General features: G+C 38.5%; 18 protein-coding genes and 1 pseudogene. 3 read left to right on the top strand and 16 right to left on the bottom strand.

All coding sequences use genetic code 11. The features are described from left to right. Positions 1-43 precede the first annotated feature (43 nt). From NLP_RS07830 to NLP_RS07820, 3 genes are all read right to left on the bottom strand, one after another. On the bottom strand, positions 44-1,426 hold the full coding sequence (locus tag NLP_RS07830) for an aldehyde dehydrogenase (RefSeq protein ID WP_104905905.1): 1,383 nt from the start codon (positions 1,424-1,426) through the stop codon (positions 44-46). 190 nt (positions 1,427-1,616) lie between these two features. Then, entirely contained in the window at positions 1,617-2,762 is a 1,146-nt protein-coding gene (locus tag NLP_RS07825) for a hybrid sensor histidine kinase/response regulator (protein ID WP_104905904.1), read from the bottom strand. A gap of 383 nt (positions 2,763-3,145) precedes the next feature. After that, entirely contained in the window at positions 3,146-3,376 is a 231-nt protein-coding gene (locus NLP_RS07820; RefSeq protein WP_104905903.1) for a hypothetical protein, read from the bottom strand. Between the two features lie 173 nt (positions 3,377-3,549). On the opposite strand from NLP_RS07820, the gene NLP_RS07815 reads away from it, so the two are divergent. After that, the gene (locus NLP_RS07815; protein ID WP_104905902.1) at positions 3,550-5,877 is read left to right on the top strand and encodes an NACHT domain-containing protein; all 2,328 of its coding nucleotides are present in this window, start codon (positions 3,550-3,552) and stop codon (positions 5,875-5,877) included. Positions 5,878-6,053: 176 nt separating this feature from the next. Here NLP_RS07815 and NLP_RS07810 read toward each other — a convergent pair whose 3' ends face one another. From NLP_RS07810 to NLP_RS07760, 11 genes are all read right to left on the bottom strand, one after another. Further along, the gene (locus NLP_RS07810; RefSeq protein ID WP_104905901.1) at positions 6,054-6,425 is read right to left on the bottom strand and encodes a type II toxin-antitoxin system VapC family toxin; all 372 of its coding nucleotides are present in this window, start codon (positions 6,423-6,425) and stop codon (positions 6,054-6,056) included. Beyond that, positions 6,425-6,634 carry a hypothetical protein gene (locus tag NLP_RS07805; protein WP_104905900.1) on the bottom strand — a complete coding sequence of 70 codons (210 nt, stop codon included), beginning with the start codon at positions 6,632-6,634 and terminating at the stop codon, positions 6,425-6,427. The genes NLP_RS07810 and NLP_RS07805 overlap by 1 nt, the downstream gene beginning before the upstream one ends. Before the next feature lie 113 nt (positions 6,635-6,747). Continuing rightward, entirely contained in the window at positions 6,748-8,463 is a 1,716-nt protein-coding gene (gene ureC / locus NLP_RS07800; RefSeq protein WP_199784781.1) for an urease subunit alpha, read from the bottom strand. Between the two features lie 13 nt (positions 8,464-8,476). Further along, a complete protein-coding gene (locus NLP_RS07795; protein WP_104905898.1) occupies positions 8,477-9,145 on the bottom strand; it encodes a Coq4 family protein in 669 nt (222 codons plus the stop codon). 31 nt (positions 9,146-9,176) lie between these two features. Further along, the gene (locus NLP_RS07790; protein ID WP_104905897.1) at positions 9,177-9,491 is read right to left on the bottom strand and encodes an urease subunit beta; all 315 of its coding nucleotides are present in this window, start codon (positions 9,489-9,491) and stop codon (positions 9,177-9,179) included. Between the two features lie 119 nt (positions 9,492-9,610). Continuing rightward, complete coding sequence (locus NLP_RS07785; protein ID WP_199784780.1) at positions 9,611-10,285, bottom strand: hypothetical protein; 675 nt, start codon at positions 10,283-10,285, stop codon at positions 9,611-9,613. 123 nt (positions 10,286-10,408) lie between these two features. Then, positions 10,409-10,711, bottom strand: a complete 303-nt coding sequence (gene ureA, locus NLP_RS07780) for an urease subunit gamma (protein ID WP_104905896.1) — start codon at positions 10,709-10,711, stop codon at positions 10,409-10,411. 42 nt (positions 10,712-10,753) lie between these two features. Then, complete coding sequence (locus NLP_RS07775) at positions 10,754-11,593, bottom strand: urease accessory protein UreD (protein ID WP_104905895.1); 840 nt, start codon at positions 11,591-11,593, stop codon at positions 10,754-10,756. Between the two features lie 77 nt (positions 11,594-11,670). After that, complete coding sequence (locus tag NLP_RS07770; protein WP_104905894.1) at positions 11,671-12,954, bottom strand: photosystem II assembly protein; 1,284 nt, start codon at positions 12,952-12,954, stop codon at positions 11,671-11,673. Continuing rightward, on the bottom strand, positions 12,947-13,885 hold the full coding sequence (locus NLP_RS07765) for an SPL family radical SAM protein (protein ID WP_104905893.1): 939 nt from the start codon (positions 13,883-13,885) through the stop codon (positions 12,947-12,949). The genes NLP_RS07770 and NLP_RS07765 overlap by 8 nt, the downstream gene beginning before the upstream one ends. A 66-nt stretch (positions 13,886-13,951) precedes the next feature. Further along, a complete protein-coding gene (locus NLP_RS07760; protein ID WP_104905892.1) occupies positions 13,952-14,731 on the bottom strand; it encodes a class I SAM-dependent methyltransferase in 780 nt (259 codons plus the stop codon). A gap of 118 nt (positions 14,732-14,849) precedes the next feature. Between NLP_RS07760 and NLP_RS07755 the strand changes: the two genes are divergently transcribed. Further along, a complete protein-coding gene (locus tag NLP_RS07755; protein WP_104905891.1) occupies positions 14,850-15,080 on the top strand; it encodes a DUF1902 domain-containing protein in 231 nt (76 codons plus the stop codon). 7 nt (positions 15,081-15,087) lie between these two features. Continuing rightward, positions 15,088-15,315 carry a type II toxin-antitoxin system HicA family toxin gene (locus NLP_RS07750; RefSeq protein WP_104905890.1) on the top strand — a complete coding sequence of 76 codons (228 nt, stop codon included), beginning with the start codon at positions 15,088-15,090 and terminating at the stop codon, positions 15,313-15,315. Between the two features lie 184 nt (positions 15,316-15,499). Here the strand turns inward: NLP_RS07750 and NLP_RS07745 are convergent. Together NLP_RS07745 and NLP_RS07740 are read right to left on the bottom strand one after the other, a co-directional pair. Then, a pseudogene (locus tag NLP_RS07745) lies at positions 15,500-15,952 on the bottom strand (DUF4351 domain-containing protein); the annotation flags it as partial. A gap of 99 nt (positions 15,953-16,051) precedes the next feature. Continuing rightward, on the bottom strand, positions 16,052-16,375 hold the full coding sequence (locus NLP_RS07740; protein ID WP_104905888.1) for a hypothetical protein: 324 nt from the start codon (positions 16,373-16,375) through the stop codon (positions 16,052-16,054). Between the last annotated feature and the right edge of the window lie 19 nt (positions 16,376-16,394).

Here is a 16,394-nt window from a genome sequence, read left to right as displayed (position 1 = left end):
AGTTAAAAATTCATAACTCATAACTCATAACTCCTAACTTTTTTTAACCCAGAAGTTTCTTTATAAGTGGCAATTTGCCCTGATATGGAGCGTATCGCCATTTTAAATCGAGCCAGAAGGAGTTTTGCAATACACTTTTCTTATGGGAAAAGGTGTCAAAGCTAGCTTTGCCGTGATAGTTGCCGATACCGCTATCTCCCACTCCACCAAATGGTAAAGACGAGACACCAACCTGCATAACTGTGTCGTTAATACAGACTCCACCAGAGGAAGTTTCCTGCAAAACTTGCTTTTGCAGGTTTTTGTCTTGAGAAAATAAGTATAACGCCAAGGGTTTGGGTCTAGAGTTAATCAAAGCGATCGCTTCTGCAATGTCAGTATATTCAATTATGGGTAAAATGGGCCCAAAGATTTCTTCCTGCATTACAGAATCTTCTAATGAGACATTATCAATTAGTGTTGGAGCGATATAACGCTCTGAAGGTTGGTTTTCTCCACCGATGATAACTTCACCGTCTTTGAGAAAACTTACTAATCTATCAAAGTGTTTTTGACTGATAATCCGGGCATAATCAGGACTGTTTACAGGATTCTCACCATAAAATTCTTTTAAGGATTTTTCCAGCCCATCTATTAAATCTTTCTTGATTGTTTTATTAACCAAAAGATAGTCGGGGGCGATACAAGTTTGTCCAGCATTAATAAATTTGCCCCAAGTAATTCGTCTGACAGTGTGTTCAAGATTAATGTCAGTATCTACAATGCAAGGACTTTTCCCACCCAATTCTAAAGTCACTGGTGTGAGATATTTTGCTGCTGCTGCCATGATGATTTTGCCGACGGCTGTGCCACCAGTAAAAAAGATATGGTCAAACTTTTCTGCTAGTAGTTTTTGACTTGCTTCCACGCCTCCTTCAATCACTGCAAGATAAGCAGGGTCAAAATTTTTGGCAATAATCTTAGCTATGATATCAGACGTATGAGAAGCAATTTCTGAAGGTTTGATAATTGCACAATTACCGGCTGCGATCGCACCTATTAAGGGTGAGATAATTAAGTTAAATGGATAGTTCCAAGGCCCAATAATTAAGACAACCCCTAACGGTTCTGGATAAATTCTCGCTGAGTAAGAAAAAAAATCCCAGGAAACCGCTGCTTTTTGGGGTTTAGTCCAGTTTTGAAGATGTTTGATGGCGTAATCAATATCCTTAATTACGCTGATTTCTGTAAGGTAAGTTTCTACTTCTGGTTTACGTAAATCCGCTTGTAATGCCTCGACTATTGACTGTTCATGCTCAATGATTGCTTGCTTAAGATTTTTCAGTTGTTCAATGCGAAAAGTTACTTCTTTAGTTTTGCCCGTTTGAAAAAACTCTCGCTGAGTCTGGATAATATTGCCAATGTTAGATAATTCAGTGGTAATCATTGTTTTGTCCTATCAAAAAGTATTTAATGCTAATGGATTATCTCAACATATTTGATTTGTAAATTCTTAGCGTTTGATTTTCCAATTGAATTTTTTAGTTTAAATTATCGGTAGATATTAGTAAGGTTATAAATCATGAATTGCCAGGAAAAAAAACTCTACAATTCCTAATTTATAATTACTAATTTTCTCATGTTTTAGTGGGTAAAAGCACAATAAATACACTACCTTTGCCCAACTCAGAATTAAGCAGAATAATGCCTTGATGTGCTTCGACAATTCGACGAGCAAGATACAGTCCTAAGCCACTACCAGAACTCTTATGACTGCCTTGGCGAAATCGTTCAAAGATGGTGGCTTGTTCTTCAGGAGGAATACCTGGGCCGGTATCCGCTATCTCAATTCTAATGTGGTCAACGGAATTGGATTTTTCAGAGAACTGAGATTGATTACTTTTGTTGAACTGGTGTTGAGAAGTAAAACGAATAGTAATAGATCCAGCTTCGGTAAATTTGATCGCATTGCCTATAAGGTTGGTAAATAGACGATGCAGTTCCAAGCGATCGCCCATCACTGTGTTTGTGATTGACTCTTCAGTAACATCCAAATTTAGGGACAGTGTTTTATCTTGAGCTAAGGGTGACAATTCTCCAGTCACTTCATCTAGCAACTGACCCAGATTAACCGGTTGAAACGCTAAACTTTTGCGACCCGCTTCAAAACGATAAACTTCCAATAAAGTATTCACCATAGAAAGCAGATTGATATTGCTACGGGCCATGATGGCGATTACTTCCTGCATTTGCGTTGATAATGTTCCCAATGCACCTTGCTGAAATAGCATCAACATACGATCGGCGGCTACTAAGGGAGTACGTAAGTCGTGGGTGAGGCGGGAGACAAAATCTTCTCGCTGACGGGCAATTTCATCACGTTCATCCATACTATGCTTCAAACGCAGGAGCGATCGCACTCGTGCCAGCAATTCATCAACTGTTACAGGTTTGCGGATAAAATCATCAGCACCCAAGTCTAATCCGTGGGCGACGTTGGGCGCATCGTGGGCAGTGATCAGCAATATGGGGATGTATTGCGGCAATTTCATCTCTTTCCGAATGTATTTAGTGACTTCGTACCCATCCATATCTGGCATCATCAGATCCAGTAATACCAAGTCACAAGGAGAAGCTTTCAATTCTGCCAAAGCCGAAATTCCATTTTCTGCGGTGCTAACCGTGTAACCTTCTTCCTCCAAAATAGTTTTGATCAAAAACACATTATCAGGAGAGTCATCAACAACCAAAATTTTGCCAGAACGAGAAGATTGCGAAGTCATATAGATGCAAGGTATGGGGTAAAAGTAAATTTTTGTAAGACTAGCTGTATTTGTAACAATTTGTCTACCAAGTTTTTTAGTAAGCCTCCCTACCTAAGAAGTATTTTTTACTATTAAATTATGGCTGGTAAAATTTTAGCTTTGGATACAGCAGATGGTGGAATGACTTATATAGTCTTTGATGTATCGGTTTCGGTGGGGAACTAGAGATATAATTGCGTAGGCGATCGCCCAAGAGTTAAGAGTGCCTTCTGAGTTACTTAGGACAACATACTTCTTATGGTAGAGCGAACTTTGCCGTATTTAGGATAGGTTCTGTTCAGCATTCTGCACAATTTGTTTTCAAAATTAGAGCATAGAGGAAACCGTTGCCTCCTTCATAACTAGCCACTTGTGTCTGAATTGCTCTCTTTTGCTAGCTCTGGCAGAGATTTTAGAGATGTTTTGAGCAAAATCCAATCCAGATAGAGTACAAAAATCTGCATTTTCAGAAAGTGGTTAAGGCGTTGGAAGCTTTTATCCGTCAACAGCCATACCCAGACTTTTTCCAGTAGTAGTTTTAGGATGACTTCAATAGACTTGTTGATAACTAGGGAGATTAGTGTTTCTAGCATTGCGTTGCGATCGCCTCAGTTGCTTGACTGAGTTCAATGTCGCAATTTTGTTTTGTAGTTATTTATTTGACTTGTAGTGACTTAAATTGACTTGTCTTGACATATCTTTACTAGCCGCCAATCTCTGGAAACGCAAGCTAGACTGAACTTTAAGGCGATTTCACATTAGGTATATGTCGTTACCAACAGACTTCTTGACACAACTAGAGCAATACAGCGAATTGTCAAACCGAGAAAAGGCGGTCTTTTTGGAAATCTTTGCTAATGGCAAGAGTCGAGTTCAAGCTACACAAACGTTCAACATCTCTAATAGCAATCTCAGTAGTTGTTTAACGGGGATTTACAAGAAGTTCTGTATTAGTGGTAATGGGCCTGTGAAAGAAACCCGCTTGCGGGAATATCTCGAAAAGCGATATTTGCAGCATAAACCTTCGGATAACTCAACTGCCGATATTGCAGAGGATGACGTTGATGCCCTAGTTCAAGAAATCCGCGAGAAGGTCAAATCCAGCATTAAAGAAAAGTGTGGAACTATGCGGGTGCTGGATATGCCCCAGCCAATTGAATTAACTGGAGAGCGAGGCATCTATACCAACGTCAACATTCTGGAGAAAATCACAGGACGCAGGCGACTGGATATCTCTGAACTGTTGCAAAACTGCGATCCAGAACACTTTGATCACTTTGGACTCAGCCGAGTAACAGAGAAGCGAGTATCGGGACTAGAAGTGGTGCAACGCTACAGTAAGCTAATGGTTTTAGGAAAACCCGGAGCAGGTAAGACCACATTTTTGAAGTATTTGGCGATGCAGTGCATTGAGGGGCAGTATTTGACAAACCGAGTTCCCTTATTCATCACCCTCAAGGACTTTGCAGAAGCGCCCAAAGAGCCAAATGTATTGAAATATATTGCTCAACAATTATCAAGTTGTGCAGTGAATAATGCCAGCGTTAAAGCAGATCAACTATTGAAACAAGGTAAGGTATTAGTGTTACTGGATGGCTTGGATGAAGTTCGTGAAGAGGATACGAAGCGTGTCTTACGGCAAATTCTGAATCTTTCTGAGCAGTTTCATACTAATCAGTTCATGATTCCCTGTCGAATTGCTGCCAAAGAATACACCTTTGAACGATTCACTGAGGTGGAAATGGCAGATTTTGACCAAAAGCAAATCGCCATTTTTGCCGAAAACTGGTTTCGGTTAAGCGACCCCGTAAAAGCTGAAAGATTCATCCACAAGCTGCAAGATAACGAACCAATTCAAGAATTAGCAACCAATCCACTATTGTTAACGCTGCTGTGTTTGGTATTTGGGGAAAGCGCAGATTTTCCAGCAAATCGTTCTGAGCTTTATAAAGAAGGCTTGGATGTATTGCTAAAAAAATGGGATGCCAAACGCAACATTGAGCGCGATCAAGTTTATAAAAACCTATCGCTGCACCGTAAGGAAGATTTGCTGAGTCAAATTGCCCTTACTAGCTTTGAGCAGAAAGACTATTTCTTTAAGCAAAAAACGGTTGAAGCATACATTGCTGACTTCATTCGTAACTTACGTGATGCTCGTACTGAGCTAAAAGAATTGGAACTAGACAGCGAAGCTGTTTTGAAGGCGATTGAAGCACAACATGGGCTACTAGTAGAACGGGCAAAGGGTATCTATTCCTTTTCACATCTAACGTTTCAAGAATATTTTACTGCTAGGGAGATTGTTGCTAATTCTGCTTGGGAAAATTTAGCGGCTCATATCACTGAAAAACGCTGGAGAGAAGTGTTTTTGCTTACCGCTGGTATGATGCGAAATGCTGATAAATTGGTATTCTTGATGAAGCGAGAAATTGATAACTTACTGGCTAAAGATGAGAAACTGCAACAGTTTTTAATATGGCTTCACAAAAAATCTCTGTCTGTTGTGTGTCACGATGAATTAGTGGTTATCCGAATTTTTTATCTATGCTTAGAGTTTATTTATAACTTTGATTTTTTAGAGAATGATGAACATATTGAATTAGCTGATTATTTTGGAATAATTGGGATTCATAACCATTACTTGATTTATGAAAACTCTAGTGGTCTTGATAAGGCTTACTACGATTTAATTGCATATGAAAATTATGCTTATTTTTCTCCTAATCAGAGGATTTTTTCTGATATTAATGAAATACTTTATTATGAAAATAAAATGGAATTAATTATAGTAATTAACCAACTTAAGAATGAGTTGCCAAATCATAATCAGAACAAAGAAACATTTCAGAAATGGTGGAAAGAAAATAGAGATAATTGGTGTAAACAAATAAAGCTTGTAGTTTCTAATTATCGTAATATTGGTCATGACTGGCAGTTCAGCGAGGCACAACAGGAATTATTATTGCAGTATTACGATGCAAATGTACTGCTGATGGATTGTCTAGAGAGCGATTGTTATGTTAGCTGTGAAGTCAGGCAGGAAATTGAAAATAGTTTGCTGTTACCAATAAGTGAATTAAAAATTAAAAATTAAAAATTAAAATTTGGAAAAATAAAGAGATTTTTATATGGTGAGTAAGAGTAGGTGTGCGATCAGGAGAAATAAGGCATACATCCTCAGCGCAAAGCAGGCGATCGCTCATTCTCCAGACGTGAGATTATCTAAAACTTGCTGAAATTCTGCTGTTGAAGGAATAGCGATCGCACCCATTACACAATTTGCACTGACTGAGTGTTAACTTCTGTTAAATTAACCAATCTTACATCATTCGTAAACAATGTTGCATTTAGAGATTTTGCAGTTGCTGCAATTATTGCGTCAGGAAGCCTGAGTTTATATTGTTTGCGAAATGCAATTGTTAAATTTTTAATATTACTATCAATACCAATAATTGTAATTTTATTTAAAAAATCAATAATTTGTGTTTCTTCTTCTAAACTGAGACTCGGATAAGAGAGTAATTCAATCTCAGTAATCACTGAAATAAAATATTCTCCTGATGGTAGTGGATTTATCAAGCGGCCACCCAAAAAATACAAGACTATATTTGTATCTAAAAAAATCGAAGGTTGTGTCAACACTACTCATCCCTAATTTGCTGCTGATATTCCAAAGGGTCTTGAGTTAGTTGAATTACACCCGCATACTGGTTTAAATTAAACTCTTGTTTTTGTTGTGATTGATGAGCTTCTAATATCTTCTCAATTTGCTGCCAGTCGTGATAATCAATCAACACCGCTACCGGACGCATCGCTTCATCAGTCACTATTTTTTTCTTAAAAGGTAGCATAATTTTCTACATCAGATGCAGCGTTTAACTATTTAATCGTAACTCTAAAACAAAAAATTTATGAGGGCAATATTACTCTTATCCTTAAAAGCGATAAGTTGCTCGGTCATGAATTAAAACAAAAAGTACCTCTGCGCCATTGGTAAAACTGTCGCAGGTTCACAAATCAGCAACTCACCATTGGCCCTGACTTGGTATGTTTCTGGATCAACTTCAATGTAGGGTAGTGCATCATTCAGCTTCATATCCCGCTTACTCAATTGGCGTGTCCCAGAAACTGCAACTGCTGGCTTTTGTAAACCTAATTGGCTGGGAATTTCTTTCTCTAAAGCTGCTTGGGAAACAAAAGTTAATGATGTAGCATGACGTGCCCCTGCAAAACTACCAAACATCGGTCGCATATACACTGGTTGCGGTGTGGGAATACTGGCGTTAGCATCGCCCATTTGCGACCATGCAATCATCCCGCCTTTAATCACTATCTCTGGTTTCACGCCAAAAAATGCCGGACGCCACAAACATAAATCTGCTAATTTTCCCTCTTCCACTGAACCCACATATTGAGCAATTCCGTGAGCGATCGCCGGATTAATCGTATACTTAGCAACATACCTTTTTGCCCGAAAATTGTCTGCTTTTTGCTGTGTTCCTTGCGGGTTCAGAGTTCCCCGTTGCACCTTCATTTTGTGAGATGTCTGCCACGTGCGAATTATCACTTCGCCTACCCTTCCCATTGCCTGGGAATCAGAAGAAATCATACTAAATGCGCCTAAGTCGTGCAAAATGTCTTCGGCAGCAATGGTTTCCCGACGGATGCGAGATTCGGCAAAAGCGACATCTTCGGCGATCGCAGGATCAAGATGATGGCATACCATCAACATATCCAAGTGTTCGTCTAAGGTGTTGAGGGTGTAAGGGCGTGTGGGGTTGGTAGAAGATGGCAGAACATTAGCTTGTCCGCAAACTTTGATAATATCTGGTGCGTGTCCTCCGCCTGCGCCTTCGGTGTGGTAGGTGTGGATGACACGATTCTTGAAAGCGGCGATCGTATCTTCCACAAATCCGGCTTCGTTCAGGGTATCAGTATGAATCGCTACTTGCACATCATAATCATCGGCAACGCTGAGACAAGTATCAATTGCTGCGGGTGTAGTTCCCCAGTCTTCATGCAGCTTTAATCCCATTGCACCGGCGGCTACTTGTTCTACAAGTCCTTGGGGTTGACTAGCGTTACCTTTGCCCAAAAATCCTAAGTTGACGGGAAAAGCATCAGCAGCTTGCAACATACGGTAAATATTCCAAGGGCCGGGGGTGCAGGTAGTGGCATTTGTACCCGTAGCTGGCCCAGTACCGCCGCCGATCATGGTAGTAATACCAGAAGCGATCGCCACTTCAATCTGTTGGGGACAAATAAAATGAATATGGGCATCGATACCCCCAGCAGTGAGAATCATTCCTTCCCCTGCTAAGGCTTCGGTTCCAGGGCCGATAATAATATCTACGTTGTCTTGAATATAAGGATTTCCAGCTTTACCAATTTTGAAAATCTTGCCATCTTTAATGCCAACATCCGCTTTGACAATACCCCACCAATCGAGAATTAAGGCATTAGTAATTACTAAATCTACAGCACCATCAGCGTTAGAAATTGGGGATTGTCCCATTCCGTCTCGGATGACTTTACCGCCGCCGAATTTTACTTCATCGCCGTAGGTAGTGAAATCTTGTTCAACTTCAATAAATAATTCTGTGTCTGCAAGTCGGATGCGATCGCCTACTGTCGGCCCATAAGTTTCAATGTAGGCGCGGCGATCCATTCTGTAACTCATTATCTCATTCCTCTTAATTTAAAATATCTGAATCAATTCCTAATTCAGTTCTCCATTCTAATAAAGGTTTCTCCCAATGTTCTTCCCACTTTTGCGCTAGTAATGGTTTTGCTTTTAAACCCATTGTGTAGCCGACAGCTATTTTTTCTAATAAATCAGGGAGAACATCTGGCGATTTTACGAGGATGGATAATAACCCGCCTCCTACTAAGAAAACAGCTAAATTTCTGCGGGTTTGGGATAATTCAAAAGCTTTAAGACCTAGTTCTCCAAGTCCATCAGTCTTAAAACCTGTAACTACATGCCAAATGTCGTGAGTTTGACGGCTGCGCAACAGCACATAACTTACATCGTCTTCTACTTGCATTTGACGATAAAAACTGGGGTCAAAACCATATTTTTTAATATAAGATGCGTAGGCATATCCTAATGAGTCTTCAGGATATTGCAGCAATACTTCAATATTAGGATATGGTGCAATATAACGTTCTTGAATCAACAGAGATACTTCCGGTTGAGTTTTTAACCACTCAACAGCTAATAAACTCGCCTGAGTGGAACGCAACTCATCTTCCAGATTATAAATATATTCTAGATTAGTTGGTTCTCTAAAAAGGCACACCATTGATTTCAATATAGTTTTAAAATCATGGCTGATGCGTCGCTGTTCTGCTAATAACATATAAAATCCTCAATGAATGTCTGAGTCTATTTTAGATTAGTGGCAAGTGTCCGTTAATTTTGGCGTTGAAGCCGTAGACTTGGCGAGTACCAACAAGGGGGACTAGAGTTATTTCTTTTTCGTCGCCTGGTTCAAAGCGAACTGCGGTTCCGGCGGGGATATCGAGGCGCATTCCTCGCGCTTGTTCTCTGTCAAAGTTTAAGGCGCTGTTAACTTCATAAAAGTGATAGTGGGAACCAACTTGTATGGGGCGATCGCCTGTATTTGACACTTGCAATTTTACAGTTTGACGACCAACATTTAGTTCAATTTCACCTGCTAGTGTAATGATTTCTCCTGGTATCATGTTCAATCCAATATTTCATTTAAGTAGGACTTATACACACTCTATGAATTCTTGGCATCTTCTCTACAAGACGCTCCGCGTTGGCGAAAGTTTTTCGCAGATAAGGCGGATCAATAAATTCATGTTTTTGGATATTTTTGCGCAAGTTTAACAGTATTCTTGCGTAAGTCATGATTAACTTTTAAAAAGCTTGCTTGTTGACGTTTAAGGTTTTTAAAAGTTTTAAGAATATCATCTTCAAATTGGAATGGAAAGTCAACTTTTGATTTCCATAAATATTCAATTTGCTGTTCTTGCCACCGCAGATGTTCCATTTTCCAAGAATTATGATAATTCAAAAAATTTAGATAACTTTCTGGTAGTATTTCGCCTTCAATTAAGTGTGTCTTTGTCATCAAAAGCTCTTTAATTTTTTCATGGCGGGGAAAAGCATCTTTTTCTATCCAAAAAATCCATAATTTAATTTCTGCTTCGTTTTTGAAGGGGAAAATTGTATAACCATTTTTTTCTCCTACTTGAATAGATTCTAAGATACGTTTTTGACCGCGCATTTCTCTTAACTTTTCTGCTAAATCTGTATAGGTACGTCTACCTTCCCAGATCAGAAAAGCAAGCGGCCCATATAATTCTTCTAGCTGCTGCTCAGTATATTTTAACGATGCAGTTGTCTGCTGATTTTCTCGGTCTCTGTTGCCAGACATAATGTGATTAACTATTCCGGCTACAACGGCAAAGGCAGTAGTTATGGCAGTGGTTATAATAGTTGCTGTAAAACCAGTGTTTCCTGTATTCATTCTCTTTATGCTTGATAATAGTCAAGCAGTGCACTTCAGACAATGTGTTAAATTATATACTTGATTAATAATCAATGTCTATAAAAGACTTTCGTCTTCAAAGTAACACAGTAGGAAGTAAATTTAATGAATCGGATTATGTACTGTCACTAACTTTGTACCATCAGGAAAAGTTGCTTCAACTTGCACTTCATGTACCATTTCTGGTATCCCTTCCATGACATCATCTTGCGTTAAGAGAGTTGTACCATAACTCATCAATTCAGCTACAGTTTGCCCATCTCTTGCACCTTCTAAAATGGCAGCAGAAATATAAGCGATCGCTTCGGGATAATTCAGTTTTAAACCCCTTCCTTTACGTCTTTCTGCTAATAAAGCAGCAGTAAAAATTAATAGCTTATCTTTTTCCTGCGGTGTAAGTTGCATTCTTACCTCTTCCTTCGCGTCCTTCGCGCCTTCGTGGTTCGTTCAAACTTGCCAAACTCTTGGTATACAATTACCACGATTCAAAAAAGAAACTCGCAGCAACTGCCAAACATCAATAAACCAGTTTCTCACCTCAGATGTGGAGGAACCGCGATATCGATACAATAATCCATGTTGTAACCTGGTAACACCTGCTTCTCCTTCCCCATCCCATAAATTTCGCGTTTTTTCGACAATTTCTGCGGAAACTGCACCACCAACCCAAACTAGACTACCTACGATTGGTTTTCCAGCCAAGCCGTGGGGACTGTGAAAAGTTTCTTCGCTACCCCGTAACCATTGCCGATCGATCCATAAGGGAATACCTTGTTGCCAAATTTCGGTGTGCGATCGCCATTCTCCTTGCAAGAATTTTTCTCCTCTAGCGCTGCGACCAAATCGGGTAATTTCCCAGCCTAACCAACTGGCCCCGGTTGCTAATTCTACCCGTAAATCTTGCCGATAAATCGCGTTGTTAAATAAAATTGTCTCTTGCGGCAACCATTCTAAACAAGCACCAGCATCAACTTGCATCTGGATGGTTTGTCTAGCTTGTAAGCCATTGCTGCGGTATATCTTGCTTGCAGCAGCTGTAGTGATTAAGGCTTGGGCTTGGGGTTGGAGGTGGATGCTAGAGGATAAGCGATCGCCTCCCACCATTCCCCCGGCTGTATGTAAAATTACGCTATGACAAACTTTGTCCCCTTCTGGGTAAAATGGGCGTTGTACCTTCAGGGGCGCTTGTTGGTGATTGTAAATTAATTGGGTTTTACCCTGGCGATCGGCATAGACTAAATTAAGTTTGCCATGCCAACCTTCTGCTATTTGTGAGTTGCAGGTCATTTATAAATTCAAAGTTAAAATTCACATATCTTATATTTATTTAATACATTCTCTGCTACTTTACCTGCAATTTATCATTATTTTCTCGCCAATATTACATAATCATCTAATGTATAATGTAACTTATGCTTATGAGCCAAATACTGTTGTAGTAGTGGACTCATATATAGTTGTTTTGGTAATTTTTCTCGAGCAAACTTACCAAATTCAACACCGGACAAAGGTATTCTTGAACCTGTTGAGGTTAGATATTTATACCAGACTAACTCTAATCCAAGTTCTGCCAGAAATTTGTCCACTACGTTTTTTTCTTGTTGTTGATTTTCAACTTGGTGAACATCATAAATTTTAAATAATTTTTTATCTTGCACAATTAGCATAATATAACCTGAGCTTTTTAAGCTAGTAGCAAATATTTGCTTGTAAGTATTATTAGCTTCAACCCTCTTGGTTTTATCTATAAAGAAGCAGTGCGAAATTACGATAAAGTCGAAAAAATCTTTGGGTAGATTATTCGATTGAGTTTTCCAACTAAAAATATCAGTAGTAACAAAGCGGAAGAAAGCATTCACTGGAGTTAAACGCGACTCTATATATCGTCGCCAAAATTGAAGTCCACGAAACTGGAAGGCATCTTGTTTTTCTAAAGAGTAGTAAGATATGTGCATTTGCGGGATATGAAAAAAACCGCTACTACTTTGGAGAAATAAAGCTAAACCATAAGCAACTGTTCCTGGTCCTGCTGCAATATCAAGGATATTAACCTTACTTGATAGTAAAGCATCCTGGTAAATGAGAAACCAAGCTAAATATATGCAATATACATTTTCTAAAAAATACTTCATAAAGTAGACATGAGGAGTTAGACTAAAACGGTAGTCTGGGTCTTGTCCAATTTTTAAGTTATTAATATCCTCAAGAGCATCTTCTAGTTTAATAAACAACTGTTTTTCAGGAATCTTGCTAAATTCTTCTTTGAGATACTCAACTAACTTTGATTCAAAATCATCAAATATCCGTTCATCAATACCAGTAGATTGTAGTTTATATTCATCATGCTGTATTAAATTAAAAACCTTATAGATATATTTAACAAAATTATCATCGGGGATTAATATGAGATTATCTTTTTCCTGGGATACTTCTGTTAGTTGTTTACTTAAAGTTTGTGTTTGTCGTTTGTATTCTTGGGAATAACGTTCAAGTTGAAGTTTATCCCTAAATAGTTTTTCTAACCATGAGAATCTTGCACCTGACTTTTGAATCTCTTGCAATAGTTGGGCTGCACGTCGGATATCCCCGCGTTTTAAAGATAATTTGAACTGCTGACTTCGCCACCAATTTCCGATAGGATTATTCATAACCAAATCCCTTTTTGCCTTCCATAACTTCTATACCTGGAAGCCGACAAACTAACTTTTGCTTAAATTTCATATAGCTTAATTTCTCATCCTCATACCACCAAGCGTATTTTTGCTTAATTTCTTCAGCTTCTTGGCGAGTTGATGCTATAAGAGAACGATTATCCCTAGCATGAAAAGCTTGAATTACAACTCTATCGGCAATGGCTAATTTGTTAATAAAAGCAGCTTCATCAGTTAATAAAGTAGGAAGTAGAGGGGTGATAGTGATAGAAATTTTAGGAAGAAAACCTTTGAAATAATCAATACTTTGTTTAATTTTATTGATAGCATTTAGTCTGGCTTTAATACTTGGCGATCGCGGTTCAAAATCTTTTCTCACTAATTCACTCCCAGTGGGAATGCTCATATTAATTCGCAATCGCTTAAATCGCTGTAAATAATCAATATCTCTAATAATAATTGGGCTACGAGTTTGAATCACCAAAGTTGGAGTTGGATAACCGTCAATCCCTACATCTAGCATTACCTCCAACAACCGACGAGTCAGTTGATGTTTAGACTCAAGTGGTTGATAAGGATCAGTAACACTACTCATGTATATACTAGGAGGAATCTGGGGATTTTTTTCATACCATTTTTTTAATTCTTTCGCTAAAATCTCAGCAGCATTTTCTTTAAAAATTACCCATTTACCCCAGTCTTCGCGCATTTGAGCATTAGGAGTAAATGCAGCAGCATAGCAATAACTACAACCGTATTGACATCCCCTGTAAGGATTTAGAGTAAAATCATAATCACCAATAAAACCAGTAGCTTTTGTTAAAAGTGATTTAGCATTTTGTGCATAAACATTGACATCTCCAAACTTTTCTCTAACTAATTTGGTAGGAGTGCATTCGCAATAACCTTCATATTTTGGTTGTGCCATGTGAATCCTGATATTTCTTGAGAGGGAATTAACGCACTCTACTTCTTATGATTCCCATTTTTATTTTTAAATTCGTTCACCGAGGTGTACGCTAGTGCGATAGACCATATAGATAAAACCACTCTCATCACGAAAGTGCTGATATAATTCTTGAAACCTATCAATAAGTTGTTCGTATGCCAAGCCTTCACGCGGGAGATAAGAAACACTCATTGCTCGTCCAAGAAGTCCAGTTAAATCTAACTGTTGCCTATAAGTAAAAGTATATTCGTGGATATTAATAAAATGGGGAGTTACTAACAGTGGTTCTACCGACTGCATTCGAGATTCTGCTGGGTGATTGTTAGATGCTTCGCGGACTATTCGGCTATATTCTGTAGTTAACGCATCTTCTTGATCGCGATTATTCCACACCACGGCCAAGCGTGCTGATGGTTTTAAAATGCGGTGAAATTCCAATAAAGTTGGTTCTGGATTGAACCAGTGGAAAGCTTGAAAACAAGTAACTAAATCAACTGAATTATCAGGTAGGTGGGTAAATTCTGCTGTTCCATCACGAAACTCTATCAAAGAATGTGCTTGGGCAGCTTCTCGCATCGCCGCGTTTGGTTCTATGGCTATGACATTAACCCCCCGTTCAGCTAACAGTCTGGAAGCAATTCCTGTACCTGCACCAATATCTGCTGCTACGAGTTGTGAACTTTCACCTAATCCTTCCAAGATAATATCAATTGCATCTGCGGGATAGCTTGGTCGATATTTTACATAATCCCCTGCTCTGTCAGAAAATCGGTTGAGTGGGTTTAAGGTATGTAAGGGGGTTATTTCAGGATTAATTTGGCTCATGGGTTTTGATGTAAAAGTGGAAGTGCGTAGGCGTAGCCCGTCGTAGACATCGCTGTAGTTTAGAAAAGCGATATCATAAGAATTAAACCGCTCTAAACAGTAACATCCACATACAATAATGGAAAGATTGCTAAACATCCACATTGAGAAATTACCTGAAGGCGTTTATTTAGCAACATCTGATGAGCTTCAAGGTTTAGTAGCTCAAGGACGGACTGTTGCTGAAACTTTAGAAATTGCCCGTGATGTAGCATGTAAGTTATTAAAAGCACAATCTCAGGATGAAGAACTAGATTATTTGCAACCAATAGCTGAACAATTTGACTATCCTTTAGTTGTAGGTCAGTAGTCAATTCATGGGACGGCTAGCTGGGTTTAAATACAGAGATATTATCAAAATATTAAAAACCTTTGGCTTTGTTTTTCATCGTCAAGCCGCAGGGAGTTATGAAATCTGGTTTAATCCTGAAAGTAACCGTTACACTACTATTTCCAATCATTCTGGCGATATGCCAGAAGGAACATTACGTGCAATTTTAAAGCAAGCTAGTATTGAACCTGAAGATTTTCTTAACCGCTCTTAGTAATAAAGAAGGGTTGTATTAATTAAAATTTATGAATTATGAAAAATCTAGTTGTTAGGCTCGCCAAATTCTTATAGTGTTTCTTTTATAAACAGTTTTCTCTAGCTTAACTTAATCTTTCTACTTAGGGTGTCATTAAAATAAAAAACAACCGCTCCATCAAACAGCAGCTTTCACAATTTGATTAAGCTTGTTCCTGCTGCTCTAACCAAGCTACTAAATCAGCAATTTCGGGAAAATCAAGCAGTTCTTCTCCCAACTCCTCTAACTGTTCAGCAGATAAATTCCGAAGCTGCTCAACTAATGAGCCATCAATATCACCAAAACGCCGTTTAAGCTGACGACTAATCAATTTAAACGCTTCTTTTTGAACGATATCTTGATAAATTACAGACTCTTTCATAATATCCTCCCACAAAAATTGCCGAACCAAATTCTTGTCAAACCGTAAACCCGCCAGAATTTCTACACAACCCGCGATATTTTGTCGCTCCTCCCTATCTGGAATTGTAGCGACTTGTTCAGCCACTTGTGCCAGTAAAGTTTGCGGCGAGTAAGTTCGCGTCAAACTTGCTAAAGTTAACAGCACTAGATTAACTAAAAATAGTGTTGAATCTTGCTCCCAAAGACAAACAAGCGAAGGAAACTATTTGAGTTTATAAAAATTAGAAAAAGCGGCTAATTTCTGATAGAACTAGCTGCTTTTACAAATGAAAATTAGTAATAAATAAGCTATTTAAAAGTATAAAAATTGCACATAATTGAACATAAATAAAGTATTAATATCTAAGAATTTTGCACAATGTTGGATGGATATGTCTAACAATCGTATTCTTCTTTCCACTTCGGGATGTATATAGGGACTTGTTGACAATTGCTGTCTAAACTTACTTGTAATAGATGTTAATTCACAAGCATCACCATATCTTAAAAAAACAAGCTGATCTTTTATATCTGGACTTAGGCTTTTATCATTATCAACTGCATCAATAAAATCTTCTAGTCTTTGCTCGATACTTTTCTTAGCAGAGCTTGCTTGTGTTTTTAAGATGTAATTCATGTTTTTCCTAGCAAAAATT

It is taken from the genome of Nostoc sp. 'Lobaria pulmonaria (5183) cyanobiont', from assembly GCF_002949795.1.
Lineage (GTDB): Bacteria > Cyanobacteriota > Cyanobacteriia > Cyanobacteriales > Nostocaceae > Nostoc.
This window is presented reverse-complemented; position numbering and strand designations above follow the sequence as displayed.